The organism is Microbacterium sediminicola (genome assembly GCF_039531125.1).
Classification (GTDB): domain Bacteria; phylum Actinomycetota; class Actinomycetes; order Actinomycetales; family Microbacteriaceae; genus Microbacterium; species Microbacterium sediminicola.
In genome coordinates this window covers 595,845-620,725 of sequence record NZ_BAAAPL010000001.1, presented here as the reverse complement: position 1 = coordinate 620,725, position 24,881 = coordinate 595,845, and the positions used below count along the sequence as shown (strand labels likewise).

Annotated in this window: 31 protein-coding genes; 8 read left to right on the top strand and 23 right to left on the bottom strand. The window is 67.6% G+C overall.

The features are described 5' to 3' along the window. Window positions 1–19: 19 nt before the first annotated feature. From ABD206_RS02795 to ABD206_RS02760, 8 genes are all read right to left on the bottom strand, one after another. Window positions 20–493, bottom strand: coding sequence for a hypothetical protein (locus ABD206_RS02795; RefSeq protein WP_344068949.1), 474 nt, complete (start codon window positions 491–493; stop codon window positions 20–22). Next, window positions 490–2,010, bottom strand: a complete 1,521-nt coding sequence (locus ABD206_RS02790; RefSeq protein ID WP_344068946.1) for a YifB family Mg chelatase-like AAA ATPase — start codon at window positions 2,008–2,010, stop codon at window positions 490–492. The genes ABD206_RS02795 and ABD206_RS02790 overlap by 4 nt, the downstream gene beginning before the upstream one ends. Next, window positions 2,007–2,369 (bottom strand): YraN family protein, encoded by a 363-nt coding sequence (locus ABD206_RS02785; RefSeq protein ID WP_344068943.1) that lies wholly within the window; start codon window positions 2,367–2,369, stop codon window positions 2,007–2,009. The genes ABD206_RS02790 and ABD206_RS02785 overlap by 4 nt, the downstream gene beginning before the upstream one ends. A 94-nt stretch (window positions 2,370–2,463) precedes the next feature. After that, window positions 2,464–2,787 (bottom strand): DUF2469 family protein, encoded by a 324-nt coding sequence (locus ABD206_RS02780; protein ID WP_344068940.1) that lies wholly within the window; start codon window positions 2,785–2,787, stop codon window positions 2,464–2,466. A 63-nt stretch (window positions 2,788–2,850) separates the two neighbouring features. Continuing rightward, a complete protein-coding gene (locus ABD206_RS02775) occupies window positions 2,851–3,504 on the bottom strand; it encodes a ribonuclease HII (protein WP_344068937.1) in 654 nt (217 codons plus the stop codon). Then, on the bottom strand, window positions 3,501–4,259 hold the full coding sequence (lepB, locus tag ABD206_RS02770) for a signal peptidase I (RefSeq protein WP_344068935.1): 759 nt from the start codon (window positions 4,257–4,259) through the stop codon (window positions 3,501–3,503). The genes ABD206_RS02775 and lepB overlap by 4 nt, the downstream gene beginning before the upstream one ends. A gap of 136 nt (window positions 4,260–4,395) precedes the next feature. Next, complete coding sequence (gene rplS, locus ABD206_RS02765; protein ID WP_344068932.1) at window positions 4,396–4,743, bottom strand: 50S ribosomal protein L19; 348 nt, start codon at window positions 4,741–4,743, stop codon at window positions 4,396–4,398. A gap of 163 nt (window positions 4,744–4,906) precedes the next feature. Continuing rightward, on the bottom strand, window positions 4,907–5,395 hold the full coding sequence (locus ABD206_RS02760; protein ID WP_344068929.1) for an MFS transporter permease: 489 nt from the start codon (window positions 5,393–5,395) through the stop codon (window positions 4,907–4,909). Between the two features lie 122 nt (window positions 5,396–5,517). On the opposite strand from ABD206_RS02760, the gene map reads away from it, so the two are divergent. Continuing rightward, window positions 5,518–6,300, top strand: a complete 783-nt coding sequence (map, locus tag ABD206_RS02755) for a type I methionyl aminopeptidase (protein WP_344068926.1) — start codon at window positions 5,518–5,520, stop codon at window positions 6,298–6,300. 9 nt (window positions 6,301–6,309) lie between these two features. Here the strand turns inward: map and pyk are convergent, their stop codons facing one another. From pyk to rpsP, 5 genes are all read right to left on the bottom strand, one after another. Beyond that, complete coding sequence (gene pyk, locus ABD206_RS02750) at window positions 6,310–7,731, bottom strand: pyruvate kinase (protein ID WP_344068923.1); 1,422 nt, start codon at window positions 7,729–7,731, stop codon at window positions 6,310–6,312. Window positions 7,732–7,828: 97 nt separating this feature from the next. After that, complete coding sequence (gene trmD / locus ABD206_RS02745; RefSeq protein WP_344068920.1) at window positions 7,829–8,533, bottom strand: tRNA (guanosine(37)-N1)-methyltransferase TrmD; 705 nt, start codon at window positions 8,531–8,533, stop codon at window positions 7,829–7,831. A 1-nt stretch (window position 8,534) separates the two neighbouring features. Continuing rightward, window positions 8,535–9,155 (bottom strand): ribosome maturation factor RimM, encoded by a 621-nt coding sequence (gene rimM, locus ABD206_RS02740; protein WP_344068918.1) that lies wholly within the window; start codon window positions 9,153–9,155, stop codon window positions 8,535–8,537. Window position 9,156: 1 nt separating this feature from the next. After that, window positions 9,157–9,387 carry an RNA-binding protein gene (locus ABD206_RS02735; protein ID WP_344068916.1) on the bottom strand — a complete coding sequence of 77 codons (231 nt, stop codon included), beginning with the start codon at window positions 9,385–9,387 and terminating at the stop codon, window positions 9,157–9,159. Between the two features lie 5 nt (window positions 9,388–9,392). Beyond that, window positions 9,393–9,812 (bottom strand): 30S ribosomal protein S16, encoded by a 420-nt coding sequence (rpsP, locus tag ABD206_RS02730; protein WP_344068913.1) that lies wholly within the window; start codon window positions 9,810–9,812, stop codon window positions 9,393–9,395. A 234-nt stretch (window positions 9,813–10,046) separates the two neighbouring features. On the opposite strand from rpsP, the gene ABD206_RS02725 reads away from it, so the two are divergent. Genes ABD206_RS02725 through ABD206_RS02710 form a run of 4 tightly spaced genes read left to right on the top strand, consistent with a single transcriptional unit; the run spans window position 10,047 to window position 12,383 of the window. Continuing rightward, the gene (locus tag ABD206_RS02725; protein WP_344068910.1) at window positions 10,047–10,406 is read left to right on the top strand and encodes a DMT family transporter; all 360 of its coding nucleotides are present in this window, start codon (window positions 10,047–10,049) and stop codon (window positions 10,404–10,406) included. After that, window positions 10,403–10,723 (top strand): DMT family transporter, encoded by a 321-nt coding sequence (locus tag ABD206_RS02720; RefSeq protein ID WP_344068908.1) that lies wholly within the window; start codon window positions 10,403–10,405, stop codon window positions 10,721–10,723. Before ABD206_RS02725 ends, ABD206_RS02720 begins: the two co-directional genes overlap by 4 nt. Window positions 10,724–10,766: 43 nt before the next feature. Then, a complete protein-coding gene (locus ABD206_RS02715) occupies window positions 10,767–11,927 on the top strand; it encodes a glutamate--cysteine ligase (protein WP_344068905.1) in 1,161 nt (386 codons plus the stop codon). A gap of 3 nt (window positions 11,928–11,930) precedes the next feature. Further along, on the top strand, window positions 11,931–12,383 hold the full coding sequence (locus ABD206_RS02710; RefSeq protein ID WP_344068902.1) for a methyltransferase family protein: 453 nt from the start codon (window positions 11,931–11,933) through the stop codon (window positions 12,381–12,383). A 9-nt stretch (window positions 12,384–12,392) separates the two neighbouring features. On the opposite strand, the gene ffh is transcribed toward ABD206_RS02710, so the two are convergent. Together ffh and ABD206_RS02700 are read right to left on the bottom strand one after the other, a co-directional pair. Beyond that, a complete protein-coding gene (gene ffh, locus ABD206_RS02705; RefSeq protein ID WP_344068900.1) occupies window positions 12,393–13,949 on the bottom strand; it encodes a signal recognition particle protein in 1,557 nt (518 codons plus the stop codon). A 12-nt stretch (window positions 13,950–13,961) separates the two neighbouring features. Continuing rightward, the gene (locus ABD206_RS02700) at window positions 13,962–14,528 is read right to left on the bottom strand and encodes a TetR/AcrR family transcriptional regulator (protein ID WP_344068896.1); all 567 of its coding nucleotides are present in this window, start codon (window positions 14,526–14,528) and stop codon (window positions 13,962–13,964) included. 103 nt (window positions 14,529–14,631) lie between these two features. Between ABD206_RS02700 and lipB the strand changes: the two genes are divergently transcribed. Both lipB and lipA read left to right on the top strand, forming a co-directional pair. Then, entirely contained in the window at window positions 14,632–15,270 is a 639-nt protein-coding gene (lipB, locus tag ABD206_RS02695) for a lipoyl(octanoyl) transferase LipB (RefSeq protein ID WP_344068892.1), read from the top strand. Next, window positions 15,267–16,298: a lipoyl synthase gene (lipA, locus tag ABD206_RS02690; RefSeq protein WP_344068889.1), complete on the top strand. Its 1,032-nt coding sequence runs from the start codon at window positions 15,267–15,269 to the stop codon at window positions 16,296–16,298. Before lipB ends, lipA begins: the two co-directional genes overlap by 4 nt. An 18-nt stretch (window positions 16,299–16,316) precedes the next feature. On the opposite strand, the gene ABD206_RS02685 is transcribed toward lipA, so the two are convergent. Genes ABD206_RS02685 through smc form a run of 3 tightly spaced genes read right to left on the bottom strand, consistent with a single transcriptional unit; the run spans window position 16,317 to window position 21,274 of the window. Further along, window positions 16,317–16,817 carry a DUF2004 domain-containing protein gene (locus ABD206_RS02685; protein ID WP_344068886.1) on the bottom strand — a complete coding sequence of 167 codons (501 nt, stop codon included), beginning with the start codon at window positions 16,815–16,817 and terminating at the stop codon, window positions 16,317–16,319. Window positions 16,818–16,870: 53 nt separating this feature from the next. After that, window positions 16,871–17,743 carry a signal recognition particle-docking protein FtsY gene (gene ftsY / locus ABD206_RS02680; RefSeq protein ID WP_344068883.1) on the bottom strand — a complete coding sequence of 291 codons (873 nt, stop codon included), beginning with the start codon at window positions 17,741–17,743 and terminating at the stop codon, window positions 16,871–16,873. 15 nt (window positions 17,744–17,758) lie between these two features. Then, window positions 17,759–21,274: a chromosome segregation protein SMC gene (gene smc, locus ABD206_RS02675; protein ID WP_344068880.1), complete on the bottom strand. Its 3,516-nt coding sequence runs from the start codon at window positions 21,272–21,274 to the stop codon at window positions 17,759–17,761. A gap of 439 nt (window positions 21,275–21,713) precedes the next feature. Between smc and ABD206_RS02670 the strand changes: the two genes are divergently transcribed. After that, a complete protein-coding gene (locus tag ABD206_RS02670) occupies window positions 21,714–21,953 on the top strand; it encodes a hypothetical protein (protein WP_344068877.1) in 240 nt (79 codons plus the stop codon). Here ABD206_RS02670 and mutM read toward each other — a convergent pair. The 5 genes from mutM to coaD are packed head-to-tail and all read right to left on the bottom strand — an operon-like array spanning window position 21,940 to window position 24,870. Beyond that, on the bottom strand, window positions 21,940–22,857 hold the full coding sequence (gene mutM / locus ABD206_RS02665) for a bifunctional DNA-formamidopyrimidine glycosylase/DNA-(apurinic or apyrimidinic site) lyase (protein ID WP_344068874.1): 918 nt from the start codon (window positions 22,855–22,857) through the stop codon (window positions 21,940–21,942). The genes ABD206_RS02670 and mutM overlap by 14 nt on opposite strands. Further along, entirely contained in the window at window positions 22,850–23,536 is a 687-nt protein-coding gene (gene rnc, locus ABD206_RS02660; RefSeq protein ID WP_344068871.1) for a ribonuclease III, read from the bottom strand. The genes mutM and rnc overlap by 8 nt, the downstream gene beginning before the upstream one ends. Window positions 23,537–23,550: 14 nt before the next feature. Next, window positions 23,551–23,760: a 50S ribosomal protein L32 gene (gene rpmF, locus ABD206_RS02655; RefSeq protein WP_127818873.1), complete on the bottom strand. Its 210-nt coding sequence runs from the start codon at window positions 23,758–23,760 to the stop codon at window positions 23,551–23,553. A 35-nt stretch (window positions 23,761–23,795) separates the two neighbouring features. Further along, window positions 23,796–24,326, bottom strand: a complete 531-nt coding sequence (locus ABD206_RS02650; protein WP_344071388.1) for a YceD family protein — start codon at window positions 24,324–24,326, stop codon at window positions 23,796–23,798. 46 nt (window positions 24,327–24,372) lie between these two features. Beyond that, window positions 24,373–24,870 carry a pantetheine-phosphate adenylyltransferase gene (gene coaD, locus ABD206_RS02645; protein WP_344068866.1) on the bottom strand — a complete coding sequence of 166 codons (498 nt, stop codon included), beginning with the start codon at window positions 24,868–24,870 and terminating at the stop codon, window positions 24,373–24,375. Between the last annotated feature and the right edge of the window lie 11 nt (window positions 24,871–24,881).

Genomic DNA, 24,881 nt, shown 5'->3' with positions numbered 1-24,881 from the left:
CGGCGGTCCCCCACTACGGCTATAGCGCGAGTTCCAACTCCGCAACATGCCAGTCGGTGCCTGCGGTGCGTCGCAGCGCCTCCGGAACGCCGCGGGCCCAGAGGCAGACCGGCATGTGCGGTCCGAGGTCGGCGAGGGCGCCCGGCCATGCCGCGTCCTCGGGCACCAGCAGTTGTGCACGCGCCGCACGCGCGACGCGGAGGACGGATTCGAGCGCGGTGTCCGCCATGCGTGGTCGCCAGCGTCCGAGCGCGGCCTGCTGCGCCTCGGGGTCGATCCCCGCACCCGAGATATCGCCCGTGACTGCTCGCTCGAGCGCCTCGCGCGGACCGTGCGCGGCGATGAGCATCCCCGCTACCGCATCCCCCGGTTCGATCAGCACGCTCCACGCGGCTCGCGCCAGCCGATCGAGAGCCCTCTCCGCCGGCTCCGGCGCACCGAGCTCACCCAGCAGCTCGGCCGCCTGCGTCGGAGTCGCGTGCGCCCACCTCATGCCGCGATCCCTTTCTTCAGGAACAGTGCCCGCCCGATGTGGTCGGCGCTCAACCTGTCCGCGGCATCCAGATCCGCGATGGTCCAGGCCACCCGCAGGGATCTGTCGTAGCCGCGGAGGGTGAGACTTCCCCGCGCGAGAGCCGCATCGAGCGGGGCGCGCACGGGCGGCGGCGGGGCGTAGGGGCCGGTTCGCAGCCATGCCCCGGCCACCTCTGCGTTCGTGCGCCAGGGAGTCGCGGACAGTCGGTGGGCGGCGCGCTCGCGCGCTGCTGCGACACGGGAGCGCGCCTGTGCGGTGCTGGTGACTGCACCGTCAGCGATGTGCGCGTGGGTCACTCGCAACATGGTCACGTCGATGTCGACGCGATCCAGCAGCGGTCCTGACAACCGTCCGCGGTAGCGGCGAAGCGCGGCGGGCGGACACTCGCAGACCGCGGAGCGCAATCCGCGATTGCCGCACGGACACGGGTTTGTGGCGAGCACCAGCTGACAGCGCGCGGGGAACGTCGCGGTATACCCCGCCCGCTGAACGGTGACGCGCCCGGTCTCCAATGGCTGACGCAACGCGTCGAGCACATTCGTCGCGAATTCCGCAGCTTCGTCGAGGAAGAGGACACCCTCGCTGGCGCGCGCAATCGCGCCGGGCCGAGGCGATCGCGAACCACCGCCCACGAGAGCCGCTGCGCTCGCCGTGTGATGAGGGGACTCGAACGGCGGCGTCCGGGACAGCGAGGATACGCCGGTGCCCGCGAGCGAGCGGATCGAGGCCACGGCCAGGGCCGCCTCGTCGTCGAGATCGGGCAGGATTCCCGGGAGTCGCCGGGCAAGCATCGTCTTGCCCGCTCCGGGCGGCCCGGTCATGAGCATGTGGTGACCGCCGGCGGCGGCGACCACCAGAGCCTCGACGGCCTCGTCCTGCCCCACGACCTCGAGGAGATCCGGCTGCTCTTCTGCGGTCACCTCGGACACCCGGTCGGGCATCCGATCAACCTCTGGCACCTCGACGTCCACACCATAGTGCGCGGCGGCGGCGGCGAGGGTGTCCACGGCGACCACCGTGATTCCGGGCACGAGCGCCGCCTCGCTCTCATTGGCACGCGGCACGATGACCGTCCGCACACCAGCGCGCATGGCCGCGGCGACGGCGGGCAGCACGCCCACGACGGGGCGGAGCCTCCCGTCCAGGCCCAGCTCCCCGATGTGGGCTGTCTGCGCCAACCGCTCTCGCTCGATCGGCAGCTCCGTCGCCAACGCCGCCAGCGCGATCGCCACGTCGAAACCCGATCCATGCTTGGGAAGACTCGCCGGGGACAGGTTCACGGTGATGCGACGCCGTGGGAGGGGAAGATCGCTGTTCGCGCACGCGTTCCGCACCCGTTGCACGGCCTCCCCGAGCGCCTTGTCGGGAAGGCCGATGATGCGGAAGTCGGGAAGCTGATCGGACAGATCAGCCTCGACCTCCACCATCATGCCGTCGATACCGACGAGCCCCACGGCCCACGTGCGCGCGATCACGAGATGTCCGGGAGGTGTTCGATACGGCTGCTCCCGCCGGGCAGCTCGGTGATCGCGATCGCGTCGATACGGATCGATCGACGACCGACGGCGGCACCACGCACCTGCACCCACTCATGTGCGATCGCCCTCAAGCGCCGGCGTTTGCGCACGTCGATCGCCTCGAAGGGGTGGCCGAAACGCTCGCCCGAGCGTGTCTTGACCTCGACGAAGACGACCCAATCACGATCACGCGCGACGAGGTCGATCTCTCCTCGGCGACAACGCCAGTTACGATCGATGATCTCGTAGCCGCAGGCCCGCAGGTGTGCTTCCGCACGCCGCTCGCCCGAGCGGCCCAGTTCGTCTTTGCTCGCCATGCACCCAGAGTGGGCGCGACCGACAGCCGGATCGCCGGGAAACGATCAGCGCGCGCGGCGACCAGCGTCGTGGCGCGTTGGGGAGGAGGCGATGTCAGCTGTCGAGCGAGAGCTCGTCAGGAAGCTGGAAGTCCCGACGCTGCAGCTCTTCGACGTTGACGTCCTTGAACGTCAGCACGCGCACAGACTTGACGAAGCGATCGGCGCGGTAGATGTCCCACACCCAGACGTCGTTCATCGTGATCTCGAAATAGAAGTCGTGTTCGGTGTCCCGGCGCACGACATTGACGTCATTGGCGAGATAGAAGCGGCGCTCGGTCTCGATCACATACTGGAACTGCAGAACGACATCGCGATATTCACGGTAGAGCGCCAGCTCCAGTTCGCGGTCGTAGTCCTCGAAGACCTCGTCATCCATGGTGGTTCCAGTCTATGCGCCGAGGTGCGCTCTCATGCACGCTCGCCGATCGCGCCAGCGTGCTCAGAAGAGCGTCGGCGCATCCGCGATAGACCAGGACCGTCGATGATGGACGCTCACCCCGTGCGAACTGATGGCGGCACGATGCTCCGGGCTCGCATATCCCTTGTTTCGGGCCCACTGGTACACGGGCGCCCGCTCATGCAGATCGACCATGACGGCGTCGCGGGCCACCTTGGCGATCACCGATGCGGCGGCCGCCCCGGCGCAATCCCGGTCGGCTTTGACGACCGCCCGGACGGTGTGGCCGGGCTCCACCGGCGTGATGTAGTCGTAGTTGCCGTCGAGCACGATCACGGCGGAGTCCAACGCGACACCGGCTTCTCGCAGCGTGACCAGTGCGCGCGCACTCGCCAATCCCAGTGCTCGCATGATGCCGACCTCGTCGATCTCCTGGGCACTCGCCCACCCGACGCCGCTGGCCCCCGCCCACGCGGCCGCTCGCGCCGCGAGGTCCGCTCGTCTGCCCTCGGGCACCAGTTTGGAATCCCGCAGCCCCTCCGGAATCCGACGGCGCGCTCCGCGCGCGTCGAGCACCGTCGCCCCGACGGCGACTGGCCCCGCCAGTGCCCCGCGCCCCACTTCGTCGCACGACACCACGGCGTCGTACTCGCGCAGCAGTCGGCGCTCAAGAGTCAGGCGGGGGACGGATGTCATTCAGCGGTGTCCGGATCGGGGACGCCGGCGAAGACCTCGGGGTAGCTGCTGATCACCCCGAAGCGATCCAATGGCCACGTGATGAGGAAGGCGCGCCCCACGACGTTGTCCACGGGGACGAACCCGTTGGTGGGCTGGTCCTGGTTGTAACGCGAGTCCCGCGAGTGGTCGCGGTTGTCGCCCATCACCCACAGACTGTCGTCGGGAACGACGATGTCGAACTCGTACGGGTCGGCTGAGGTCTGCCCCTCGGCGAGCTTGATGTAGGGCTCCTCGAGCGGAACGCCGTTGACCGTGAGCTGTCCGATGGCGTTGCAGCACACGACGTGGTCACCGGCCACTCCGATGACACGCTTGACGAGATGGTCCTCGCTGTCCGAGACCGAGAGACCGACCTGGCTCAGCAGCCAGTCGACTCCCTCCGCGATCGGCGAAGACACGATGACAGGTGTGACCGGAAGCCACCCGCCGGGGTCTTCGAAGACGACGACGTCACCGCGCTGATAGCCGGTCCAGGTCGGAGTGAGCTCATCGACCAGGATCCGGTCGTTGATCTGCAGAGTGTTCTCCATCGACCCCGAGGGGATGTAGAACGACCGGACGAGGAACGCCTTGACCATGGCCGAGACCAGCACCGCTACGAGGATCACGATCAGCAGGTCGCGGACGAACACCCACGGGCCACGGCGCGCGCGTCGCCGCTGTGCCGAGGGCGGCATGAGCGAAGCGGACGCCGCCTCGGAGTCGGATGTCATCGAAGTCCCATCGGTCCGCAGCGCGCGGACGCACTTCTCAGGGTGTCATATGTTCGCCACGACCTCGTCGCCGCGGGGCACACAACAGCGCCTCGGGGCAGATGCCCGCGAGGCGCTGTCGTGTGAGGAAAACGCGTCAGTTGTCGCGCTTCTCCTTGATCTTGGCCTTCTTGCCCCGCAGCTCGCGCAGGTAGTACAGCTTCGCGCGACGGACGTCACCACGGGTGACGACCTCGATCTTGTCGATGACGGGGCTGTGCACCGGGAAGGTACGCTCCACGCCGACCTGGAAGCTGATCTTGCGGACGGTGAAGGTCTCGCGCACGCCGTCACCGGCGCGGGAGATCACGACACCCTGGAACACCTGGATGCGCGAGCGGTTTCCTTCGGTGATGTTCACGTGCACCTTGACGGTGTCACCGGGGCCGAAGGAGGGGATGTCGGACCGCAGGGATGCGGCGTCGACGGCGTCGAGGATCTGCATGATCGCTACTCTCTGCGGCCGCCACAGGTCGACCGCGGGTGAAAAGGAAAGGAAGTGGCGTGCCCTTCGCCGTGACGTTCGAGCAACGGCGGATTCCCCTGAGGCAGAATCGTCTCAGGCACAAACAGCTATTCTGCCATGCGCAAGGCGACGGACCAAACCGTCAGCTTCGCGATTCCTGCTCGGTGATGACGATCACTTCGTGAGGGCGCGCAGCCGGCGGCGGCGTGGCGGGCTTTGTATAGCTCATGCCACTCGAGCTGCGGAAGCTCACCATGCCCGGCTTCGCTTCGCGCCACAGCTGCCACAGCATGAGCCAGAAGAGGCTGATGCCCACCGCGACGGTCACCAGGAACAGCGGCAACCACCACTCCTGTGGGTAGAACCCCAGTGCGACCGTGAGCGCGTGCCACACCCCGAACCCGGCGACATCCCACCAGGACACCGCACGCTCGGTGCGCACAGTCGGTCGCGCGCGGACCAGGAGTGAAAGGACAAGCTGACCGACCAACACCGAGGGGACGGCGATGAACAGGACCCACAGCAACGCCCACGCGCCCGCGTTGAAGGCGATCCAGCCGACGAACAGCCACAGGGGCAGCAGAAAGGCCGCCGGCACGAGCCAGCCGTAGAACGCCCGTCTGATCCACATGCTTCGATGCTACGCCTCCCGCTTATGCATCTGCTGTGCCGCCGGCGACGCTCGGCATCCTCCCAGCGCCGGCGCGCGGTCGCCCCGACATCCGGGAGAATGGGTCCGACGAGAGGATGCCGATGATCGAGCTGCGCACAACGGATGAGATCGACGAGATGCGCCCAGCGGGGCGTTTCGTCGCCGAGACGCTGGCGACACTGCGCGATGAGACCCGCGTCGGAACGAACCTGCTGGACATCGACCGGCGCGCGCACGAGATGATCCGGGCAGCGGGCGCGGAATCCTGCTACATCGACTACCACCCGTCCTTCGGCGCCAGCCCGTTCGGGAAGGTGATCTGCACGTCGATCAACGACGCGGTCCTGCACGGGCTCCCCTTCGACTACGTCCTGCGTGACGGTGACCTCGTCTCGCTGGACTTTGCCGTCTCGGTCAACGGGTGGGTCGCCGACTCCGCGATCTCCTTCGTGGTCGGAACCCCGCGCGACGAGGATCTCGCCCTCATCGACACCACCGAGCGCGCGCTGGATGCCGCGATCGCCGCGGCCACGGTGGGCAACCGCATCGGCGACATCTCGGCCGCGATCGCCGCGGTCGCCCGCGGCGAGGGCCTGTCGATCAACACGGACTTCGGCGGTCATGGCGTGGGCCGGGTCATGCACGGTGACCCGCACGTTCCCAACGATGGACGCGCCGGTCGCGGCTACCCGTTGCGTCCCGGGCTCGTCATGGCGCTCGAACCGTGGTTTCTGCAGACGACCGATGTGCTGCGGACCGATGCCGACGGCTGGACTCTGCGCAGCGCCGACGGGTCACGCGGAGCACACGCGGAGCACACGGTCGCGATCACCGAGGAAGGGCCGATCGTGCTGACAGACCGTGCATTCCTCGGCGTAAGGTAGCGCGACCGATCAGGAGCCGTCGAGGGCTCCGACCACGTGCACGCGCACGTTGTTGGTCGACCCGGCGATCCCCGGAGGGGCACCGGCGGTCATGATGACCTTGTCTCCGTGGACCACGTGACCCGACTCGATGAGCACGCGGTCCAGAAGCTCGATCAAACCGTCGGTCGAGGTCGCCCGCGGGACGAGGAACGGCTCGACGCCCCAGGTGAGCGCGAGACGCGATCGTGTGCTCGGCAGATCGGTGAACGCGAGGATCGGCACGTGGTGACGCAACCGCGCCATCCGCTTGGCGGAGTCGCCGGACTGGCTGAACACGCACACGTACTTGGCATCCACGAAATCCGCGATCTTCGCGGCCGCGAGGGTCAGGGCGCCGCCTTGCGTGCGCGGCTTCGTCCCGAGCTCGGGGACACGTTCCAAGCCGGTCTCCTCCGTCGAGGAGATGATGCGGGCCATCGTCTCGACGACAGTGACCGGGTGGGCGCCGACGCTCGTCTCACCGGAGAGCATGACCGCGTCCGCGCCGTCGAGGACGGCGTTGGCGACATCCGAGGTCTCTGCCCTCGTGGGCACCGGGTTCTCGATCATCGACTCGAGCATCTGGGTCGCCACGATCACGGGCTTGGCCCAGCGTCGGGCCATCTCGATGGCGCGCTTCTGCACGATCGGCACCGTCTCCAACGGCAGCTCGACGCCCAGATCGCCGCGCGCGACCATCACACCGTCGAAGGCATCGATGATCTCCTGAAGGTTCTCCACCGCCTCCGGCTTCTCGATCTTTGCGATGACAGGCACGCGCCGGTCCTCTTCGGCCATGATCACCCGCACACGCTGGGCATCCTTGGGCGAGCGCACGAACGACAGGGCGACCATGTCGACGCCGAGAGCGAGCGCCCAGCGCAGGTCTTCCTCGTCCTTGGCGCTGAGAGCCGGCGCGCTCACCGCGACGCCCGGGAGATTCAACCCCTTGTTGTTGGAGACCGGACCACCGACGACCACCTCGGTGCGCACGCGCACGCCGTCGGTGTCGAGCACGGTGACACGGACCTTGCCGTCGTCGATCAGCAGGGTGTCCCCGGCCTTCACATCGGCGGCCAGCTGCGGGAAAGTCGTCCCCACGATCTCTTTGGTGCCCACGACATCCTCGGTCGTGATCGTGAAGACGTCGCCCGGCTCCAGGACGTGGGGCCCGTCGGCGAAGCGGCCGAGGCGGATCTTCGGACCCTGCAGGTCCGCCAGGATGCCGACGGCTCGGCCCGTGGCATCCGCCGCCTTGCGGATGTTCGCGTACGACCGCTCATGGACTGCGTACTCGCCGTGGCTCATGTTGAGACGCGCGATGTCCAAGCCCGCGCGCACGAGGTTCTCGACGACGGCGTAGTCGGAGGTGGCGGGACCGAGAGTGGCAACGATCTTGGCACGGCGCATGAGGGGTCCCTTCGAGACTGGTTCCGTCCCCATCCTGCCGTGCGTGGGCACCGCCCGGGTTTCCTGTACGTAACGCGGCGGTGACCGGCAGCGGGATTCAGACGGTCTCGTCCGGCAGCAGGTCGGGTCGGCGCGCACGAGTGCGCTCCACCTGCTGCTGGTGTCGCCACGCGGCGATCGCACCGTGGTTGCCCGACAGCAAGATCTCGGGGACCGAGCGCCCTCGCCAGTGCGCGGGCTTCGTGTATGAGGGGTACTCGAGCAAACCTTCCTCGTGCGACTCCTCGACGAGGCTGTCCGGATTGCCGACGACGCCGGGGATGAGGCGGCCGATGGCCTCGATCATCGCCATCGCGGCGACCTCTCCGCCGTTGAGGACGTAGTCCCCGAGACTGATCAGTCGCACCCGGCCTCGGACCGCCGCCTCTTCGAAGACGCGCTCGTCGATGCCTTCGTAGCGACCGCAGCCGAAGACGAGGTGGGGCTCCTGCACGAGTTCGCGCGCGAGTGATTGCGTGAACACCTCACCCGCGGGCGACGGGAAAATGAACGTCGGCGCAGCATCGGCACCGGCATCGGTCGCGATGGCATCCAGCGCCTCACCCCAGGGTTCGGGCTTCATCACCATGCCGGCGCCGCCACCGTAGGGGGTGTCATCGACGGTGCGATGTCGATCGTGCGTCCACGCGCGCAGGTCGTGGACCCGCACGTCGAGGATGCCGCGCTCACGCGCTTTGCCGAGCAGGGAGACCCCGAGCACATCGAAGAAGCTCGGGAAGATCGTGACGACGTCGACGCGCACGTCAGTCCTCGGCGACGTCGGGATTCGGCGTCGGAGCGACAGGCTCGTCCTCGGGAAGGTCCTCGAACAGCCCCGCCGGGGGCGTCACGACCACCCGCCCGGCGACCGGATCCACCTCGGGCACGATCGCCTTGACGAAGGGGACGAGAATCTCCGCGCCAGTGGCCGTGCGCACGACGAGCAGGTCCTGCGCCGGGAGGTGGTCCACTCGGATCACCCGCCCGATGGAACTCCCCTCACGCACGACCTCGAGTCCGACCAGCTGATGATCGAACCAGGCGTCGTCCTCGGCCGGGCTGGCTTCGGCATCCTGATCGATCCACAGGATGGCCCGCACGAGCGACTCGGCCGCGGTGCGGTCCTCGACATCCTCGAAGAACGCGACGGGGTGCGAGTTCATCCATTTGAATTCGCGGACGATCAGCGGCTTGCCGTGCCAGGGAGAGGACTCCGGGACCTGCAGCGTGAAGGTGGCACCGGGCGTGAAGCGCCCCTCGGGGTCGTCGGTGTACAGCTCAAGCTTGAGCGCACCCTTCAGCCCGTGCGCCTTCACGAGTCGGCCGACGCGCAACTGCGTCTTGGCCGATCGGGGCGGCAGCGCTCGCCCTTCGGACTCGGCCACGTCAGTCGTCCGCGACGTCGACCCGCACGCGGCGGCCGTCGGCGAGCGCACCGACAACGGTGCGCAGCGCCTTGGCGGTGCGGCCGCCGCGCCCGATCACCCGTCCGCGGTCGTCCTGGTGCACGTGCACCTCGAGGACCTCACCCCGCGGGGTGTCGGAAGACAGGATCCGCACGTCATCGGGGTGATCGACGATCCCCTTGACGACGTGCTCGAGCGCAGCAGCCAGCACGAGGATTACGCCTCGACGGTCTCTTCGGCAGCGGCCTCGGCCTCTGCCTCGGCCGGGGCCTCTTCGGCCTTCTTCTCGGCCTTGGGCTTGATGACCGACTTCTTGGTGGAGTCGGCCTCGAAGGCGGCCTTCGCCTCGGCGGTCTTGAGGGTCGAGGCGGCGCCCTTCTCGCCCTTGTAGGTGCCCCAGTCACCCGTGATCTTGAGGATCGCGAGCACCTGCTCGGTCGGCTGGGCACCGACACTCAGCCAGTACTGCGCACGCTCGGAGTCGACCTCGATGAACGAGGGCTCCTCGGTCGGGTGGTACTTGCCGATCTCCTCGATGACACGACCATCGCGCTTGGTGCGCGAGTCGGCGACGACGATGCGGTAGTAGGGCGCACGGATCTTACCGAGACGCTTGAGACGGATCTTGACAGCCACGATTCTCCTGTGGGGTCGATGCGAACGAACCGGACGCCTGGAGCGTGGGGTGCACACCCGGCGGAAGCTCAAAAGGAGGAGGCGGCACTGGATAGAGGGTCGAGTGCGCCGTCCGACCCTCTATTCTGCCAGATGTCGCGGTGAGGAACGAAACCATGACGACAGCAGCGGCGCGTCATGACTGTTCGCTACCGTGGAAGGCCGTTCCCCGCACGCAAAACCTGAGGTTCACGCATGACCAAGTGGCTCTATCTCCTCGCCGCCATCATCCTGGAGGTGACCGGGACGCTCTCGCTGAGGCTCGCGGTGGACGATCCGCTGTGGTTCATCCTGGTCGTGGTCGGCTACGCGGGCGCATTCGTCGCACTGACACTGCTCCTGCGCGCCGGCGCCCCGATCGGTGTGAGCTATGGCATTTGGGCCGCGTGCGGTGTCGCGCTCACGGCGGTTTTGGCATGGGTCCTCTTCGGCGATGCGCTGACCTGGATGATGGGGCTCGGGATTGTGATCGTTATCGGCGGCGTGCTGCTCGTCGAGATCGGCTCGGCCCGCGGCGAGACCCCGCGGGCGACGGCGAAGGACACAGCATCATGACCTGGCTTCTTCTCGCGGGCGCGATCGTGCTCGAAGTCGCAGGAACGATGTCGCTGCGCGCGTCCGAGGGCTTCCGCAAGCCGGTGTGGATCGCACCGGTCATCGGTGCGTATCTCGTGTCCTTCACGCTGCTGTTCTTGTGTCTGGAGAATGGGATGCCGGTAGGGGTCGCCTACGGCGTGTGGGCCGCCAGCGGCGTGGCCCTCACGGCGATCCTGGCGCGCATCCTGTTCAAGGAACCGTTCACCTGGGTGATGGGTCTCGGGGTCGTCGCGATCGCGGCGGGGGTGCTCCTCATCGAGCTCGGCTCACACTGACGCCGCTCGGATCCGTCGCCGCGTCACGTGTCAGACTGTGCGCATGGCGCTCGCGTTCGCGGACTCTGCCCGCTCGACGGTCGGCCTTGAGTGGGAGTTGATGCTCGCCGACGAGGCTTCGGGGCAGCTCGTGCCGCGCGCACCCGAGATCCTCGCCGACATCGAGCGCGCGAGCGCCACCGAGAACTTCACACTGACCGGTGAACTGCTCACGAATACGATCGAGGTCACCAGCGGCGTGGGACGCACCGTGGCCGACGCCGTCGACGACATCGAGGCGGGGGTGCGCACGCTACGCACGGCCACCGAGCCGCGGAGTGTCGGTCTGCTCTGTGCCGGCAGCCATCCCTTCGCCCAGTGGTACGACCAGCAGGTGACGGACAAGAATCGGTATCACTCGCTCATCGAACGCACCCAGTGGTGGGGGCGGAACATGATGATCTGGGGCATCCACGTGCACGTGGGGGTCGAAGACGTCACGAAGGTGTTCCCCTTGATCCGCGCTCTGTCCACCTACCTCCCCCACCTCCAGGCGTTGTCGGCCTCGAGTCCGTTCTGGGCCGGCGAACGTACCGGTTACGCCTCCAATCGCGCGCTGGTCTTCCAGCAGCTGCCCACCGCAGGCTTGCCCTGGCTGCTCGAGGACTGGTCGCAGTTCGAGGCCTACATGGACGACATGATCGGCACGGGCGTGATGGTGGATGCGACAGAGGTGCGCTGGGACATCCGCCCCGCGCCGCGCTGGGGAACGATCGAGGTACGGGCATGCGACGGCATGTCCACTCTCGCCGAGTTGGCCGCCGTCGCCGCGCTGGTGCAGGTTCTTGTCGAGCACTTCTCTCGGCTGTTGGATGCGGGGGCAGACCTGCACGGCATCCAGCCGTGGTTCCTCCGCGAGAACAAGTGGCGCGCCGCCCGCTATGGGTTGGATGCCGAGGTCATCGTGGACCGTGACGGTACCAGCTGGCCGGTCCGCGACCACATCCGCCACACCATCAGTGACCTGTTCCCGATCGCGGAGCAGCTCGACTGCGCCGAGGAGTTCTCCGGGCTCACCGCGATCATCGACGGCGGTGCGAGCTATGAACGCCAGCTGCGCTGCGCCCACGCGAACGAGGGCGACCTCCGTGCGGTCGTGCATCACCTCATCCGCGAGTTCCGCGAGGGCCCTTCCCTCCGGGACCACCTCCGCGCCACGAGGTGAACCGTGCGTCATCGCTCTGATTGGCTTGTGATCGCCCAATTCACGCTGCTCGCGCTGCTGCTTCTTCCCGGTGCGCCGCTGTGGTCGATGCCCTGGATGACGGCGCTGGCCGTCATCGCTGCGATCGCCGGTCTGGCACTCGCGGCTGCGGGTGTCGTGGCGCTCGGACGCGACATCGTGCCCTGGGTGGCACCGCGCGATCGCGCTGCTCTGCGCACGACCGGTGTCTTCCGGCTGACCCGCAACCCCGTCTACCTCGGCATCCTCACCGGATCTGCCGGGTGGGTCCTCTGGCGGGCACGGATCGAACTGATCGTGGTCTGGCTCCTGCTGGCGGCCGTGCTCATCGTGAAGGCGCATGTCGAGCAGCGCTACCTCGTCGAGGCGTTCGGCGACGACTACCGCGCATACGCCGCCCGCACCCCGCTGATCGTGTGGGGTCGCGGCATCCGCTGACGCGTCAACTCAGCCCTTGCCGAGCAGTTTCTGCAGTTCGGCGAAGTCGGCCTCGCTGGGTGCGGCGCCACCAGAGCCGAGTCCGAAGCCCGAGCCCGAGGGCGTCGCCGACTGGGCCGAAATACCGGCGTTCTCGGCCGCGCGCTTGGCGGGGTTGCCCGAGCGGGATCCCTGCGACTTCTTCTGCTTGCCGCGCTTGGACGACGACCCGGGGCGCCCACCGCCCGGCACCGGACCCATGCCCGGGATGTTGGGCACTCCCCCGCGGGCGACGGTCTTCATCATCTTCGCGGCCTGGTCGAAGCGTTGCACGAGCTGGTTGACGTCGGTGACGGTCATGCCCGATCCCCGCGCGATGCGCAAGCGTCGGGAGCCGTTGAGGATCTTGGGGTTTCGTCGCTCGATCGGGGTCATCGAGCGGATGATGGCCTCGGTGCGGTCGATCTCGCGCTCGTCGAAGTCATCGAGCTGCTGCTTCATCTGACCCATGCCCGGGAGCATCCCGAGCATCTTCTTCATCGAGCCCATCTTCTTGAGCTGCTGCATCTGATCGAGGAAGTCCTCGAGCGTGAACTGCTCCTTGGCGAGCTTCTCGGCGACCTTCGCGGCTTCTTCCTCGTCGAAGGCCTGCTGCGCCTGCTCGATCAGGGTGAGGATGTCACCGAGGTCCAGGATCCGGCTGGCCATCCGATCCGGGTGGAACGGCTCGAGGTCCTCGAGCCCCTCGCCGGTGGAGGCGAAGATGATGGGGCGACCCGTGACCGATGCGACCGAGAGCGCGGCACCACCGCGCGCGTCGCCGTCGAGCTTGGAGAGGACCACGCCGGTGAAGTCGACGCCCTCCTGGAAGGCCTTGGCCGTGTTGACCGCGTCCTGACCGATCATCGCGTCGATGACGAACAGCACCTCGTCGGGATTCGTCGCTGCGCGGATGTCGGCCGCCTGCTTCATCAGGTCGGCATCCACGCCCAACCGGCCGGCGGTGTCGATGATGACGATGTCGTGCTGCTTCTGCTTCGCGAACTCAACACCGTCCTTGGCGACCTTGACGGGGTTGCCCACGCCATTGCCGGGTTCGGGCGCGTAGATCGCGGCCCCCGCACGCTCCGCGACGACCTGCAGCTGATTCACGGCATTGGGCCGCTGGAGGTCACAGGCGACCAGGAGCGGAGTGTGCCCTTCCTTCTCGAGCGAGTGCGCGAGCTTTCCGGCAAAAGTCGTCTTGCCCGAGCCCTGGAGGCCGGCGAGCATGATGACCGTCGGCGGGTTCTTCGCGAACTCGAGGCGGCGCTGTTGCCCACCGAGGATCGCCACGAGCTCTTCATTGACGATCTGCACGACCTGCTGCGCCGGGTTCAGCGCCTTGCTGACCTCATCGCCCAGCGCGCGCTCGCGCACCTTGGCGGTGAAGTCTTTGACCACCGGGAGGGCGACGTCCGCGTCCAGAAGCGCGCGACGGATCTCGCGGACGGTGCCGTCCACATCCGCGGGCGTGAGCTTGCCCTTGGTGCGAAGGTTGCGGAAGGTCTCGGTGAGCCGATCGGAGAGCGTGCCGAAGGTTGCCATGATCGTCCGATTCTACGCGAGCGCTCCCGTCGTCCCGCCCTCCGATGCCGTCAGCAGCGAGCGCGCTAGCAGATCCGGCAGTGATGTCGTCCCGGCACCGGTCCGTGCCCATTGCCAGACCGCGGCGAACACGGCCGCCGCATGGGCGGCCGCGAAGACCTCTGAGCGGAGCGGATCGGACACGGCATCGTCGAGATGCGGCGCGATCAGACGCGCCAGGCGCAGCTGGCGGATAGCGCGTTCGCGCTCTAGTTCCTCCTCCAGGCCCATCGGCGCGGCGTGGACGATGGCGAGCGAGAGGCCGTCGGGCGTGAATCCGTCGGCGAACTCGGTCAGGCTCTGGGAGACCCCGCGCCCCGCGGCCAGCGCGGCGGCCGTCGCCCGCATGCGTTCATCGAATCCGGCCCACAGGATGTCGGACTTGGAGTCGAAGTAGTTGAAGAAGCTCGAACGGCTGACTCCCGCACGGCTTGCGATCTGCGAGAGGGAGGTCGATACGAAGCCCCGCTCGAGAAACAGCTCGCACGCCGCCTCGGCGAGGACCTCGCGCGAGGACGCGCGGGGACGTCCGACACTCACCCCCTCAGCGTACGGTGCGCCGTCGTCATGCCGAGCGGGCGTATTGTTGGACGCAGTGCATCTATCTGCGCCGCATCCACCCCCGATCCCAGGAGGCGAGCCCGTGCTCGACATCCGTATCGCCGGTCTCAACCCTGATTTCGTCCCCTATCAGCGGGGCTGGGATCTGCAGCGAGAAGTCCACGCGGATGTCCTCGCCGGGACCCGTCCCGACACGCTTTTGCTCCTTGAGCACGAGGCCGTGTACACCGCGGGAAAACGGACGGAGCCACAGGAACGTCCCACCGACGGCACTCCGGTCGTGGACGTCGACCGCGGTGGAAAGATCACCTGGCACGGCCCGGGCCAGCTCGTCGGGTATCCCATCGTGAGGCTTGCCGAGCCGGTGGATGTCGTCGCCCACGTCCGACGCCTCGAGCGGCTCCTCATATCGGCGCTCGCGGTGCACGGCGTCGACGGCTACCAGGTGGAAGGGCGATCCGGCGTCTGGGTGCGGCGCCCACTGTCGGAGGACAAGGTCGCAGCGATCGGGGTGCGGGTGCAGCGCGGCGTCACGATGCACGGGTTCGCGATCAATTGCAACAACACGCTCGCAGGATTCCGCGGGATCATCCCGTGCGGCATCACCGACGCCGGGGTCACAACGGTCAGCGAGATCGTCGGAGCCGATGTCGCGCCGCGCGACATCCTGGACACCGTCGTGTCGCGCTTCGCCGATGAGTACGCGGGGGTCGCGGCGTGAGCTCCTGCGGAACCGGCCCGATCAACGAGTCGCAGACCGCGCCCGAGGGACGAAAGCTCCTGCGGCTGGAGATCCGCAACGCCCAGACCCCCATCGAGCGCAAGCCCGAGTGGATCCGGACGAAGGCCAAGATGGGGCCGGAGTACACACAGCTGCAGAACCTCGTGAAGGGCGAGGGATTGCACACGGTGTGCCAGGAGGCCGGCTGCCCCAACATCTACGAGTGTTGGGAGGACCGGGAGGCGACCTTCCTCATCGGCGGATCGCAGTGCACCCGCCGGTGCGACTTCTGCCAGATCGACACCGGCAAACCCGCGGACTACGACACGGATGAGCCGCGCCGGGTCGCCGAGAGTGTGCAGCGAATGCAGCTGCGCTATGCGACCGTGACCTGCGTCGCACGCGACGACCTGCCTGACGGCGGCGCATGGCTGAATGCCGAGACCGTCCGCCAGATCCACGCGACGAACCCCGGTACCGGCGTCGAGCTGCTGGCGACCGACTTCAACGGCGAGCCGCGGCTGCTGGACGAGGTATTCGCCGCGCGCCCCGAGGTGTTCGCGCACAACGTCGAGACCGTGCCCCGCATCTTCAAGCGCATCCGTCCGGCTTTCCGGTACGAGCGTTCACTCGATGTGTTGACCCAGGCCCGCAATGCGGGTCTGATCACCAAGTCGAATCTGATCCTGGGCATGGGAGAGGATCCCGAGGAGGTTGTGCAGGCTCTTCAGGATCTGCGGGATGCCGGCACCGACATCATCACGATCACCCAGTACCTGCGCCCGTCCCCGCGTCACCTGCCGGTGGCGCGGTGGGTCAAGCCGGACGAGTTCGTCGCGTTCAAAGCCGAGGCGGAGCGCATCGGCTTCCTCGGCGTACTGGCGGGTCCGCTGGTGCGCTCGTCGTATCGGGCCGGGCGTCTGTGGGCCCAGTCGATGGTCTCGAAGGGTCGCGACATCCCCGAGAACCTCGCGCACCTGGCGGATGACATCGCGCGCGAGGGGCTCAGCTTCGCCCAGGCGGTCTGAGTCGGCGCGAGGTTCGTCTCAGTCGGCGCTGGTGACCGACAACACCGATCCATCCGAAGACAGGTTCACCAGCAGCACGTCATCGGTCGCGTCCGGATCGAGCGCGTACTCCAGCACGGCGAACGGGTCATCTCCCCCGTGTTCGTCGGCGAGAATCGTCATGCTCATGAACTGCAGCGCCTTGATGACGTCGATGTGGGTGTCACCCGAGACATCCACGAAGAAGTTCTCGATCTCCGCACCCAAGTCCTCCTGCTGCTGCAGGATGTACTCGGTCACCTCACTCGTGCGATCACTCAGCTGAGAGACCATGGCCTCACGCGACGTGCGGTCGATCAGCTCGATCGATGACACCAGAGCCGCGGCCACATCGAGCGCAGCCTGCGACACGTCGTCCTGATCGGGCGCGGTCAAATCGACCGTCACCGACTGATCGCCGAACTCGACGTTCTCGGACCAGAAGATCGACCCGTCGGGGCCTGACTCCAGCAGGCCGAAGAAATCGTGCTCGATCGCCATGAACCCATGAAACCAGCACGCGCCCGGATCGGGTAGTCCCGCGCCGAGAGTGCTCAATCCACGAGTGCGGATGCGAACACATGCGGGGTGAAACCGGTCAGATCCCCGATGCCCTCGCCCTGTCCGAGCAGCTTCACGGGAATGCCGGTGCGCTCCTGCACCGCCAGCACGAAACCACCCTTGGCAGAACCGTCCAGCTTGGTGAGCACGAGCCCGGTCACCCCGGCGTGCTCGAGAAACGCCTCGGCCTGCATGACGCCGTTCTGGCCGGTCGTGGCATCCAGAACGAGCAGGACCTCGCTGATGGGCGCCTGCTTCTCAATCACCCGGCGGATCTTGGTGAGCTCATCCATCAGCCCGCCCTTGGTGTGCAGGCGACCGGCGGTGTCGACCAGGACGATCTCGATGCCGTTCTGCTTGGCGAAGTCGATCGTCTGGAAGGCGACGGATGCCGGATCCTGACCCTCCTGCTGGGGACGGACGATCTGCGCACCGCCGCGCTCCGCCCAGGTCGCCAGCTGATCCACCGCCGCGGCGCGGAAGGTGTCCGCAGCTCCCACGACGACACTGCGCTGATAGCGCTTGAGGAAGTTCGCGAACTTGCCGATCGTCGTCGTCTTCCCGACGCCGTTGACGCCGACGACGAGGACCACCGCCGGGCGCTCGGTGAGCTTCAGGGTCGTGTCGAACTTGGCGAAGTGCTCCTCGAGAGTCTCGCGGAGCATCCGCTGAAGGTCCCGCGGGTCCTCCGTGCGGTACCGCTCCACCTTCTCGCGCAGCTCGTCGACGATGCGTTCGGTGATGTCCGGACCGAAGTCGGCCGTGAGGAGCGCCGTCTCGAGATCGTCCCACGTCGTCTCGTCGATCGTGGGCTTGACGAACATGCCACGCAGCGCGCGACCGAGCGACCAGGAGCTTTCCGCCATGACTCCAGCCTACGGTCAGCTCGCGGCGCGCTCGGCGATGCGCTGGCCGACGACGGCTGAGACACCGTCCTGCCGCATCGAGACGCCGTAGAGCGCGTCGGCGATCTCCATCGTGCGTTTCTGGTGGGTGATGACGATCAGCTGACTCGATGTGCGCAGCTGCTCGAAGACGCCGAGGAGGCGCCCGAGATTCGCGTCGTCCAGAGCCGCCTCGACTTCATCCAGGATGTAGAACGGGCTCGGACGCGCCTTGAAGATCGCGGTCAGAAGCGCGACGGCCGCCAGCGACCGCTCACCGCCGGAGAGCAGCGAGAGCCGTTCGATCTTCTTCCCGATCGGCCGTACCGATACCTCGATGCCCGTCGTCAGGGGGTTGTCGGGATCGGTGAGGGTGAGCGAACCCGTCCCCCCGGGGAACAGGATCGGGAACACATCGTCGAACGCCGCCCGCGTATCTTCGAAGGCCGCCAAGAAGATCGACTGCATCCGCTCGTCGAGCTCTTCGATGATCGTGAGCAGGTCAGCGCGCGTGCGGGTCAGATCGGCAAGCTGCTCCGTGAGGAAGGTATGACGCTGCTCGAGGGCGGCGAACTCCTCCAGCGCGAGCGGGTTGACGCGCCCCAGCTGCGCGAGCTTGCGCTCGGCCTCCTGGAGCCGACGCTTCTGCGTCGGCCGGTCGTACGACTCCTCGATGTGTTCTTCCCCCTCTCCGGAACGGAGGATCGGCTGATCAGGTCCGTATTCGGCGATGAGGACGTCTTCTTCAAGGCTGAGCTCGGAGCGCGCGCGCTCGACGATGCTCGTCGCGTGGAGGCGCTTTTCGTGCATCTGCAGCTCGAGGCCGTGGACGTTCTCGGTCAGCGTCGCGAGCCGCTCGCGCATGCCCGCATCCTCGGCGCGCAACGCCGCGAGCTCGGTGGTGATCGCGCTGCGGGCCGCCTCGGCGGCCTGGCGCTCGATCCGCGCCTCAGCGATCGAACGCGCAACGGAATCAAGCACGGCCGGGAGAGCGTCGGTGACCTCGGCGGCGACCGTCCGCTGACGGCGCCTGATGACGGCTCGCCGCGCGGCCTCTTCCGCCGCCGCGCGCTCCCGCTCGCGCTGACGCTCGAGCTGCTCGACGCGTGTCGTTCCCGCACGAACGCGTTCGCGAAGTGTCTCGACGTCGAGACGAGCGCGCATCTCCCCCTCGCGCGCCGCCTCGAGCGCTGCCAGCAGCCCGTCACGCGCGGAGGCATCCAGGATCGGCCGAGGCGCCTCCAGCGCGTGCTGCAGCTGCGCTTGGGTAGTGCGGGCCGCATCCATCGCCTCCTCGACGGCCGCCTGCGCCTGGGCCAAGCCTGCCGCGAGCCGATCACACTCGGCGACGGCGGACTCGTGACGCACAGTCGCGCGGTTGACCTGCTCGGCGTGGGCGGCGACCGCCGCATCGAACTCGCGCAGCCGAGTCAGGGCCGCGCGCGTCTGCTCCTTCGCGTGGGACAGCTTCGCGCTGGCATCTGTCAGCCCCTCGCGCAGCGAATCGACCACCACCACCAGCTCGTCCCGACGTTCAGCGGCAGCGTCCCGCTCGGCGACGAGTTCCAGACGAGAGCGGGATGACCCGGTGCCGGCGCGCAGAGTGGCGCCGGTGAAGATCTCACCGGCGCGGGTGACGACGGTCAGCGCCGAGCCCACATCCGACAGCCGCTTCTGATGCGCTCGAACCTCATCCAGTGACTCTGCGACAAGAACGTGCATGAGCAGGGAGCGGACGCCGTCCGGGCCGGTGACCACCTCTGCGGCGGGGCGGAGGTCGCCGATCGCGCCGACCGGACGCGCGCCGTGCCCGGCGTCGGCGATGACGATGTCGACCGTGCCTCGATTCGCGCCGCCGACGTCCGCCGCGAGCGCGAACCCGTCGTCGGCCGTATCGACCAAGACGCCCTCAGCCATGACACCCAGCACGGCTGCGATCGCCGCCTCGTAGCCGGGTGTGACCTGCACCGCGTCGCCGACGAGGCCGCGCACTCCCGCGGCTCCCTCCGCGATGAGGTCAGCGGCAGCGCTCTTGACGTCGAGCGCTCGACCAAGAGCCCTGGTCTGGGCCGTCAACGCCTCGGACTCGCGCTCGGCCGCATGCAGACGCTCTCGCAGCGAGGCGACCTCACCCTCGAGCGCATTGGCATGCTGCTGCGCCCGCTCGTACTCCGCGGCATGCTCGGCCGCGTCCCCCTGCGGCACGACATCCGGGTCGAGCCCGGCAAGATCGGCCGCAGTCTGTTCGCGGCGCGACAGGGCACTATCGAGCGCGCCCTGTTGGCGCTCCACCGCGCTCTGCACTGCCGACAGCGCGGATGCCGCCGCCTCCGCCGATCCTCGCAGCGCCGTGATCCTCATGTCGTGTTCCGAGACCAGCGCACTCTGCGCCGAGATGTCGGAGTCGAGGGCGTCCAGCTCGCCTCGGGCTCGCACCACCTCGCGGGCGGCGGCGAGGACAGCCTCTTCGGCGGCGCCGAGCCCTTCGGCGATCTCGTCGATCTCTGAGCGCGCGTCCTCGATCATCGCGGCCGACACCGTCGACACGCCGACCTGGTCCTGCTCGTCCGCCTCGGACAGGAGGGTGAGTCGCTGGCCGGCCAGCGAATAGAGTCCGCGCAGCCTTTCCTGCACACGTTCCAGTGAGAACAGCACCGCCTGTGCGGCATCCACCGCCTCGGACCGCTGATCGGCCTCCAGCTGGGCGACGCGCACCCGCACCTGGTCGAGGCGATCTTGCAGCACGACCTGCTCTGCGTGGTGCTCGTGTTCGGAGCGCGCATGATCTCCGAGCTGCGTGCGCAGCGCGACGAGGTCATCAGCGAGCAGGCGTGCCTTGGCGTCGCGCACTTCCGCGGCGATCGTCGCCGCCTCACGCGCCACCTCGGCCTGACGGCCCAGCGGCTTCAGCTGTCGCCGCAGCTCCCCGGCCAGATCGCTCACGCGCGTGAGATTGGCTTCCATGGCCTCGAGCTTGCGAACCGTCTTCTCTTTGCGTCGCCGATGCTTGAGGATGCCCGCGGCTTCTTCGATGAATCCGCGCCGGTCCTCGGGGGTGGCCTGCAACACGGTGTCCAAGCGACCCTGCCCGACGATCACATGCATCTCACGGCCGAGACCGGAGTCGCTGAGCAGCTCCTGCACGTCGAGAAGACGGCACGTACTGCCGTTGATCGCATACTCACTCGCACCGTTGCGGAACAGCGTGCGACTGATGCTGACCTCGCTGTACTCGATGGGCAGCACACCATCGCTGTTGTCGATGGTCAGCTGCACCTCGGCGCGGCCGAGCGGACCGCGCGTCGAGGTGCCGGCGAAGATGACGTCTTCCATCTTCCCGCCGCGCAACGTCTTGACACCCTGCTCGCCCATCACCCACGCAAGCGCATCAACGACATTCGATTTGCCCGACCCGTTCGGACCGACGATCGCCGTCACTCCCGGCTCGAAGGCGAACGTGGTCGGTTGGGCGAACGACTTGAACCCCTTGAGCGTGACGCTCTTCAGGTGCATTGGTCCTCCCCCACCCCGTTGGCCGACACCGGCTGGATCGATCCACGCTACCCCGGACCCGCGGGCTCGCGTGCGCGCCGAGCGGGCAACCGCTCATTGCGACACGCCCGGAGATCCGCGATTTCTGAGAGAACGCTTGACGCGCAGCCAGCCCGACCGCTAGCGTTCCATCTCGCAGATAGCCGTGAAAGGAGGCCAGCCATGATGATTCGTACGCTCACCGCAGGGATGACCCCGCGACGTCGCGACGTTGCGCTGACCCCGATCACCGCCGCTCCCGCCGTCGCCTGACGCCAGGTAGAGCCCGCCGAGATCCGCTGACTCGGCATCCGGACGATGTCCGGACCCCGCAGTACGGTGCCACCGCATCGCACCGTTCGACACTCCTCCCCTGGTGCGAGGAGTGCGCCTTCGTCATCCTCGACCGTCAAGGTTTCTCATGAACATCGCACTCGAACCGCAATCGATCATCTCGATCGATCCGACCATCCATCGACATCTCACTCTCGCCGAACGACTCAGCCTGCGCCTGACTCTGTGGCTGCTGGAGCGGCATCTCCGTCGCAATGCCGCCCGAGAGCGACAGCACCTGCGGCGACACTACGAAGCGCAGGAGGCACGCGCCTGTCGTCAACGCCAGATCGAGGCGCTCGCCGACTGGCACCTCAACGCACGGTGAGGCGCCGCTGGCATCGGCGGCAGAAGTGGCTGGATCGATTTGTGAATGCCACTCGGACCAGGGGCGTCCCGCACCGCGGACACGGGGCGCCCCCACGTCCGTAGACATTGAGCGACCTGGAGAAGTATCCCGACTGGCCGTTGACGTTCACGTACTGCGCATCGAAACTCGTGCCACCCTCGGCGAGGGCACGCGCCATGACCGCGCGGATCTTCGCGAGGAGGCGATTCACCGTCCGCGTCGACAACGCCCGCGCGGGTGTCTCCGGGTGCACGCGGGCGGCCCACAGCGCTTCATCGGCGTAGATGTTGCCCACACCGCTGATCACCGTCTGATCGAGTAGGACGCGCTTGATGGCGGAGTCCTTGCGCGCCACTGCGGCGCGGAACGCTGCGTCGGGGAACGCGGCATCGAGCGGGTCGCGCGCGATGTGGGCCACCTGTGAGGGCAGCTCCGCGCGGGAGGTCCCCCATCCGGCTGCAGCGCCGTCCGGCGTCGGGACGAGGGTGTCGACGGCGAGAGAGCCGAAAGTGCGCTGATCGACGAACACCACCGCCAGTTCGCCGTGCACCGAGTGGTGGATGTCGAGGCGGACGCGTTCATGACGCACCTCGGGCGCACCCGACTGACGGAGCAGCAGCTGTCCGCTCATGCCCAGGTGCCCGATCAGCGCGCGCGGCCGACTCTCGGCGGCCTCCACACCCAGCGGGATCCACAGGAACTTCCCGCGCCGCGCCGGCTGCTCCAGAACCCGTCCCGTCAGCGCGCGCTCGAAGTCTGCGGCGCCCGCGACATGACGCGTCAGTGCACGGGCATCCGCGATGGTGACCGCCTGGACGGTTGCGCCGGTGACGGCGGGCGTGAGGCCGGCGCGGACGACCTCGACCTCGGGCAGCTCAGGCACGCGCCGTCAGCGAGCGCCACGCATCGAGCGCGGCTGCCATCTCCGCCTGCTTCTTGCTCGTGCCTTCGCCGGTCGAGGTGTGCTCGCCGACTCGCACGGTCGCGACGAACCGTCGGTCGTGGTCGGGGCCGCTGGCGGTCACTTCGTACGCCGGCGGGGTCTCGCCGAGGCGCGCAGCGAGCTCCTGCAGGCTCGTCTTGGGATCGATCGCCGCCCCGTAGCGCTCAGAATCGGCCAGCAGCGGATCGACGAGCCGCAGGACGAAGGCCGTGGCCGCTTCGGGGCCGGCAGACAGGAATGCCGCACCGATGACCGCCTCGGTCGTATCGGCGAGGATTGAGTCCTTGTCGCGCCCGCCGGTCTGGTCTTCACCCCGACCGAGACGGACATACTCTCCCAGGCCGATCCCACGGGCGACCTCGGCGAGGGCGACGGTGGACACCACCGCCGCGCGTCGCTTGGCCAGCGAGCCCTCGTCGAGATCGGGATTTTCCCGGAACAGGCGAACCGTCACCGCTTGGCCGAGGATCGAGTCGCCGAGGAATTCCAGCCGTTCGTTGTGGGCAACACCACCGTTCTCGTACGCCCAGGAACGATGTGTCAGTGCGAGTGCGAGAAGCTCGAGGTCGAAATCGACCTCGAGCTTCTGCGCGAGCTCTTCAGGCCCGCGAGGTGTCACGTGTGAGACGGGTCTCAGACGTCGGCGACCTTGCGGCCCTTGTACTCCAGGAACAGCTCGGTGCCCTGCGAGTCGGTGACGACCTTGGCCTGGTGAGGACGGCTGTAGACGACCTTGCCGTTCTCGACGGTCTTGACGAGCGTGGGGGCCTCGGCCTTCCACTGCGCGCGGCGCGAGCGGGTGTTCGAACGCGAGACCTTGCGCTTCGGGGGGTTACCTGCCATGGTTCAGCTCTTCTCTGTCGTATCTCGGCGCACACTCACGCGGGTGAGTCTTCAGCGCCGTGGTCTGGGGTGTAGTCCTGCAACGCCGCCCACCGCGGATCGATGGGTTCGCTGCTCAGCACGCCGGTGCTCGTGGTCAAACGCTCGCCCGTAGCCGGATCAAGGCCGGGGCAATCCGGCTGACACACCGGCTGAAACGGAAGCGACAGGACAATCGCATCCCTGACCAGATTTTCAAGATCCACGTGGTCGTCTTGAACGTCGAAGTCAGTTGCTTCTCCACCAGGATACGCGAAAAGCTCTTGGAACGCGACGCGGACACGCTCCCGGATGTCGGTGAGGCAGCGCCCACACTCCCCCACGTACTCGGTGTCGGCGTCACCGGTGACGAGAATCCCCTCGTGGACGCTCTCGAGACGGACGTCCAGGCCGATCTCCGAGCCCTTCTCGATGGCGACCATCCCCTCTCCCCACTTCTCGGGGGCCGGGACGTCGATCGAGAATTCGCGCATCTCACCCGGACGGTGGGTGATGTCGCGAACGGGGAAGACGAACGGACCGGAGATGCGTGTGCTCACGGGGATCCATGCTACCCGCGACGCTCACTGCTGATCAGAGGTCGTGACCACCGGTGTCGAGGAAGCGCGCGACTGCCGGCGGGACGTACGGCGAGACATCGCCACCGAGCGCCGAGACCTGACGGACGAGCGAACTCGAGACCATGGTGTGCGCGGGATTGGGCAGCAAGAACACCGTCTCGATGCCGGCGAGGTCCCGGTTGACCACAGCCATCGGGATCTCGTACACGACATCCGCCTGCGAGCGGATCCCCTTCACCAGCACGCCCGCTCCGACGTCGCGCACGTAGTCGACGAGCAGACCCACACTCCATGAGGCGACCACGACCTCGGTGTCGAGATCGCACTCGTCGATCGACTGCTCGAGCAGGGCGAGGCGTTGCGCCAACGGCAGCATCGCCTCCTTGCCCGGGTTGTGGACCACGACGACGTGCAACTGGTCGTAGAGCTTCGCGGCACGCTGGATGACATCCAGGTGACCCAGGGTCGGTGGGTCGAAGGAACCCGGAACGACAGCGATCCGACTGTTCATGTCTCCACCCT

Coding starts and splice junctions, on each gene's coding strand:
- ABD206_RS02795 (WP_344068949.1), bottom strand. CDS start 493: ATGAGGTGGGCGCACGCGACTCCGACGCAGGCGGCCGAGCTGCTGGGT.
- ABD206_RS02785 (WP_344068943.1), bottom strand. CDS start 2,369: ATGGCGAGCAAAGACGAACTGGGCCGCTCGGGCGAGCGGCGTGCGGAA.
- ABD206_RS02780 (WP_344068940.1), bottom strand. CDS start 2,787: ATGGATGACGAGGTCTTCGAGGACTACGACCGCGAACTGGAGCTGGCG.
- ABD206_RS02775 (WP_344068937.1), bottom strand. CDS start 3,504: ATGACATCCGTCCCCCGCCTGACTCTTGAGCGCCGACTGCTGCGCGAG.
- lepB (WP_344068935.1), bottom strand. CDS start 4,259: ATGACATCCGACTCCGAGGCGGCGTCCGCTTCGCTCATGCCGCCCTCG.
- rplS (WP_344068932.1), bottom strand. CDS start 4,743: ATGCAGATCCTCGACGCCGTCGACGCCGCATCCCTGCGGTCCGACATC.
- ABD206_RS02760 (WP_344068929.1), bottom strand. CDS start 5,395: ATGTGGATCAGACGGGCGTTCTACGGCTGGCTCGTGCCGGCGGCCTTT.
- map (WP_344068926.1), top strand. CDS start 5,518: ATGATCGAGCTGCGCACAACGGATGAGATCGACGAGATGCGCCCAGCG.
- pyk (WP_344068923.1), bottom strand. CDS start 7,731: ATGCGCCGTGCCAAGATCGTTGCCACTCTCGGTCCCGCCACCTCCGAC.
- ABD206_RS02725 (WP_344068910.1), top strand. CDS start 10,047: ATGACCAAGTGGCTCTATCTCCTCGCCGCCATCATCCTGGAGGTGACC.
- ABD206_RS02720 (WP_344068908.1), top strand. CDS start 10,403: ATGACCTGGCTTCTTCTCGCGGGCGCGATCGTGCTCGAAGTCGCAGGA.
- ABD206_RS02715 (WP_344068905.1), top strand. CDS start 10,767: ATGGCGCTCGCGTTCGCGGACTCTGCCCGCTCGACGGTCGGCCTTGAG.
- ffh (WP_344068900.1), bottom strand. CDS start 13,949: ATGGCAACCTTCGGCACGCTCTCCGATCGGCTCACCGAGACCTTCCGC.
- ABD206_RS02685 (WP_344068886.1), bottom strand. CDS start 16,817: ATGGCGATCGAGCACGATTTCTTCGGCCTGCTGGAGTCAGGCCCCGAC.
- ftsY (WP_344068883.1), bottom strand. CDS start 17,743: ATGGCGGAAAGCTCCTGGTCGCTCGGTCGCGCGCTGCGTGGCATGTTC.
- smc (WP_344068880.1), bottom strand. CDS start 21,274: ATGCACCTGAAGAGCGTCACGCTCAAGGGGTTCAAGTCGTTCGCCCAA.
- ABD206_RS02670 (WP_344068877.1), top strand. CDS start 21,714: ATGAACATCGCACTCGAACCGCAATCGATCATCTCGATCGATCCGACC.
- rpmF (WP_127818873.1), bottom strand. CDS start 23,760: ATGGCAGGTAACCCCCCGAAGCGCAAGGTCTCGCGTTCGAACACCCGC.
- coaD (WP_344068866.1), bottom strand. CDS start 24,870: ATGAACAGTCGGATCGCTGTCGTTCCGGGTTCCTTCGACCCACCGACC.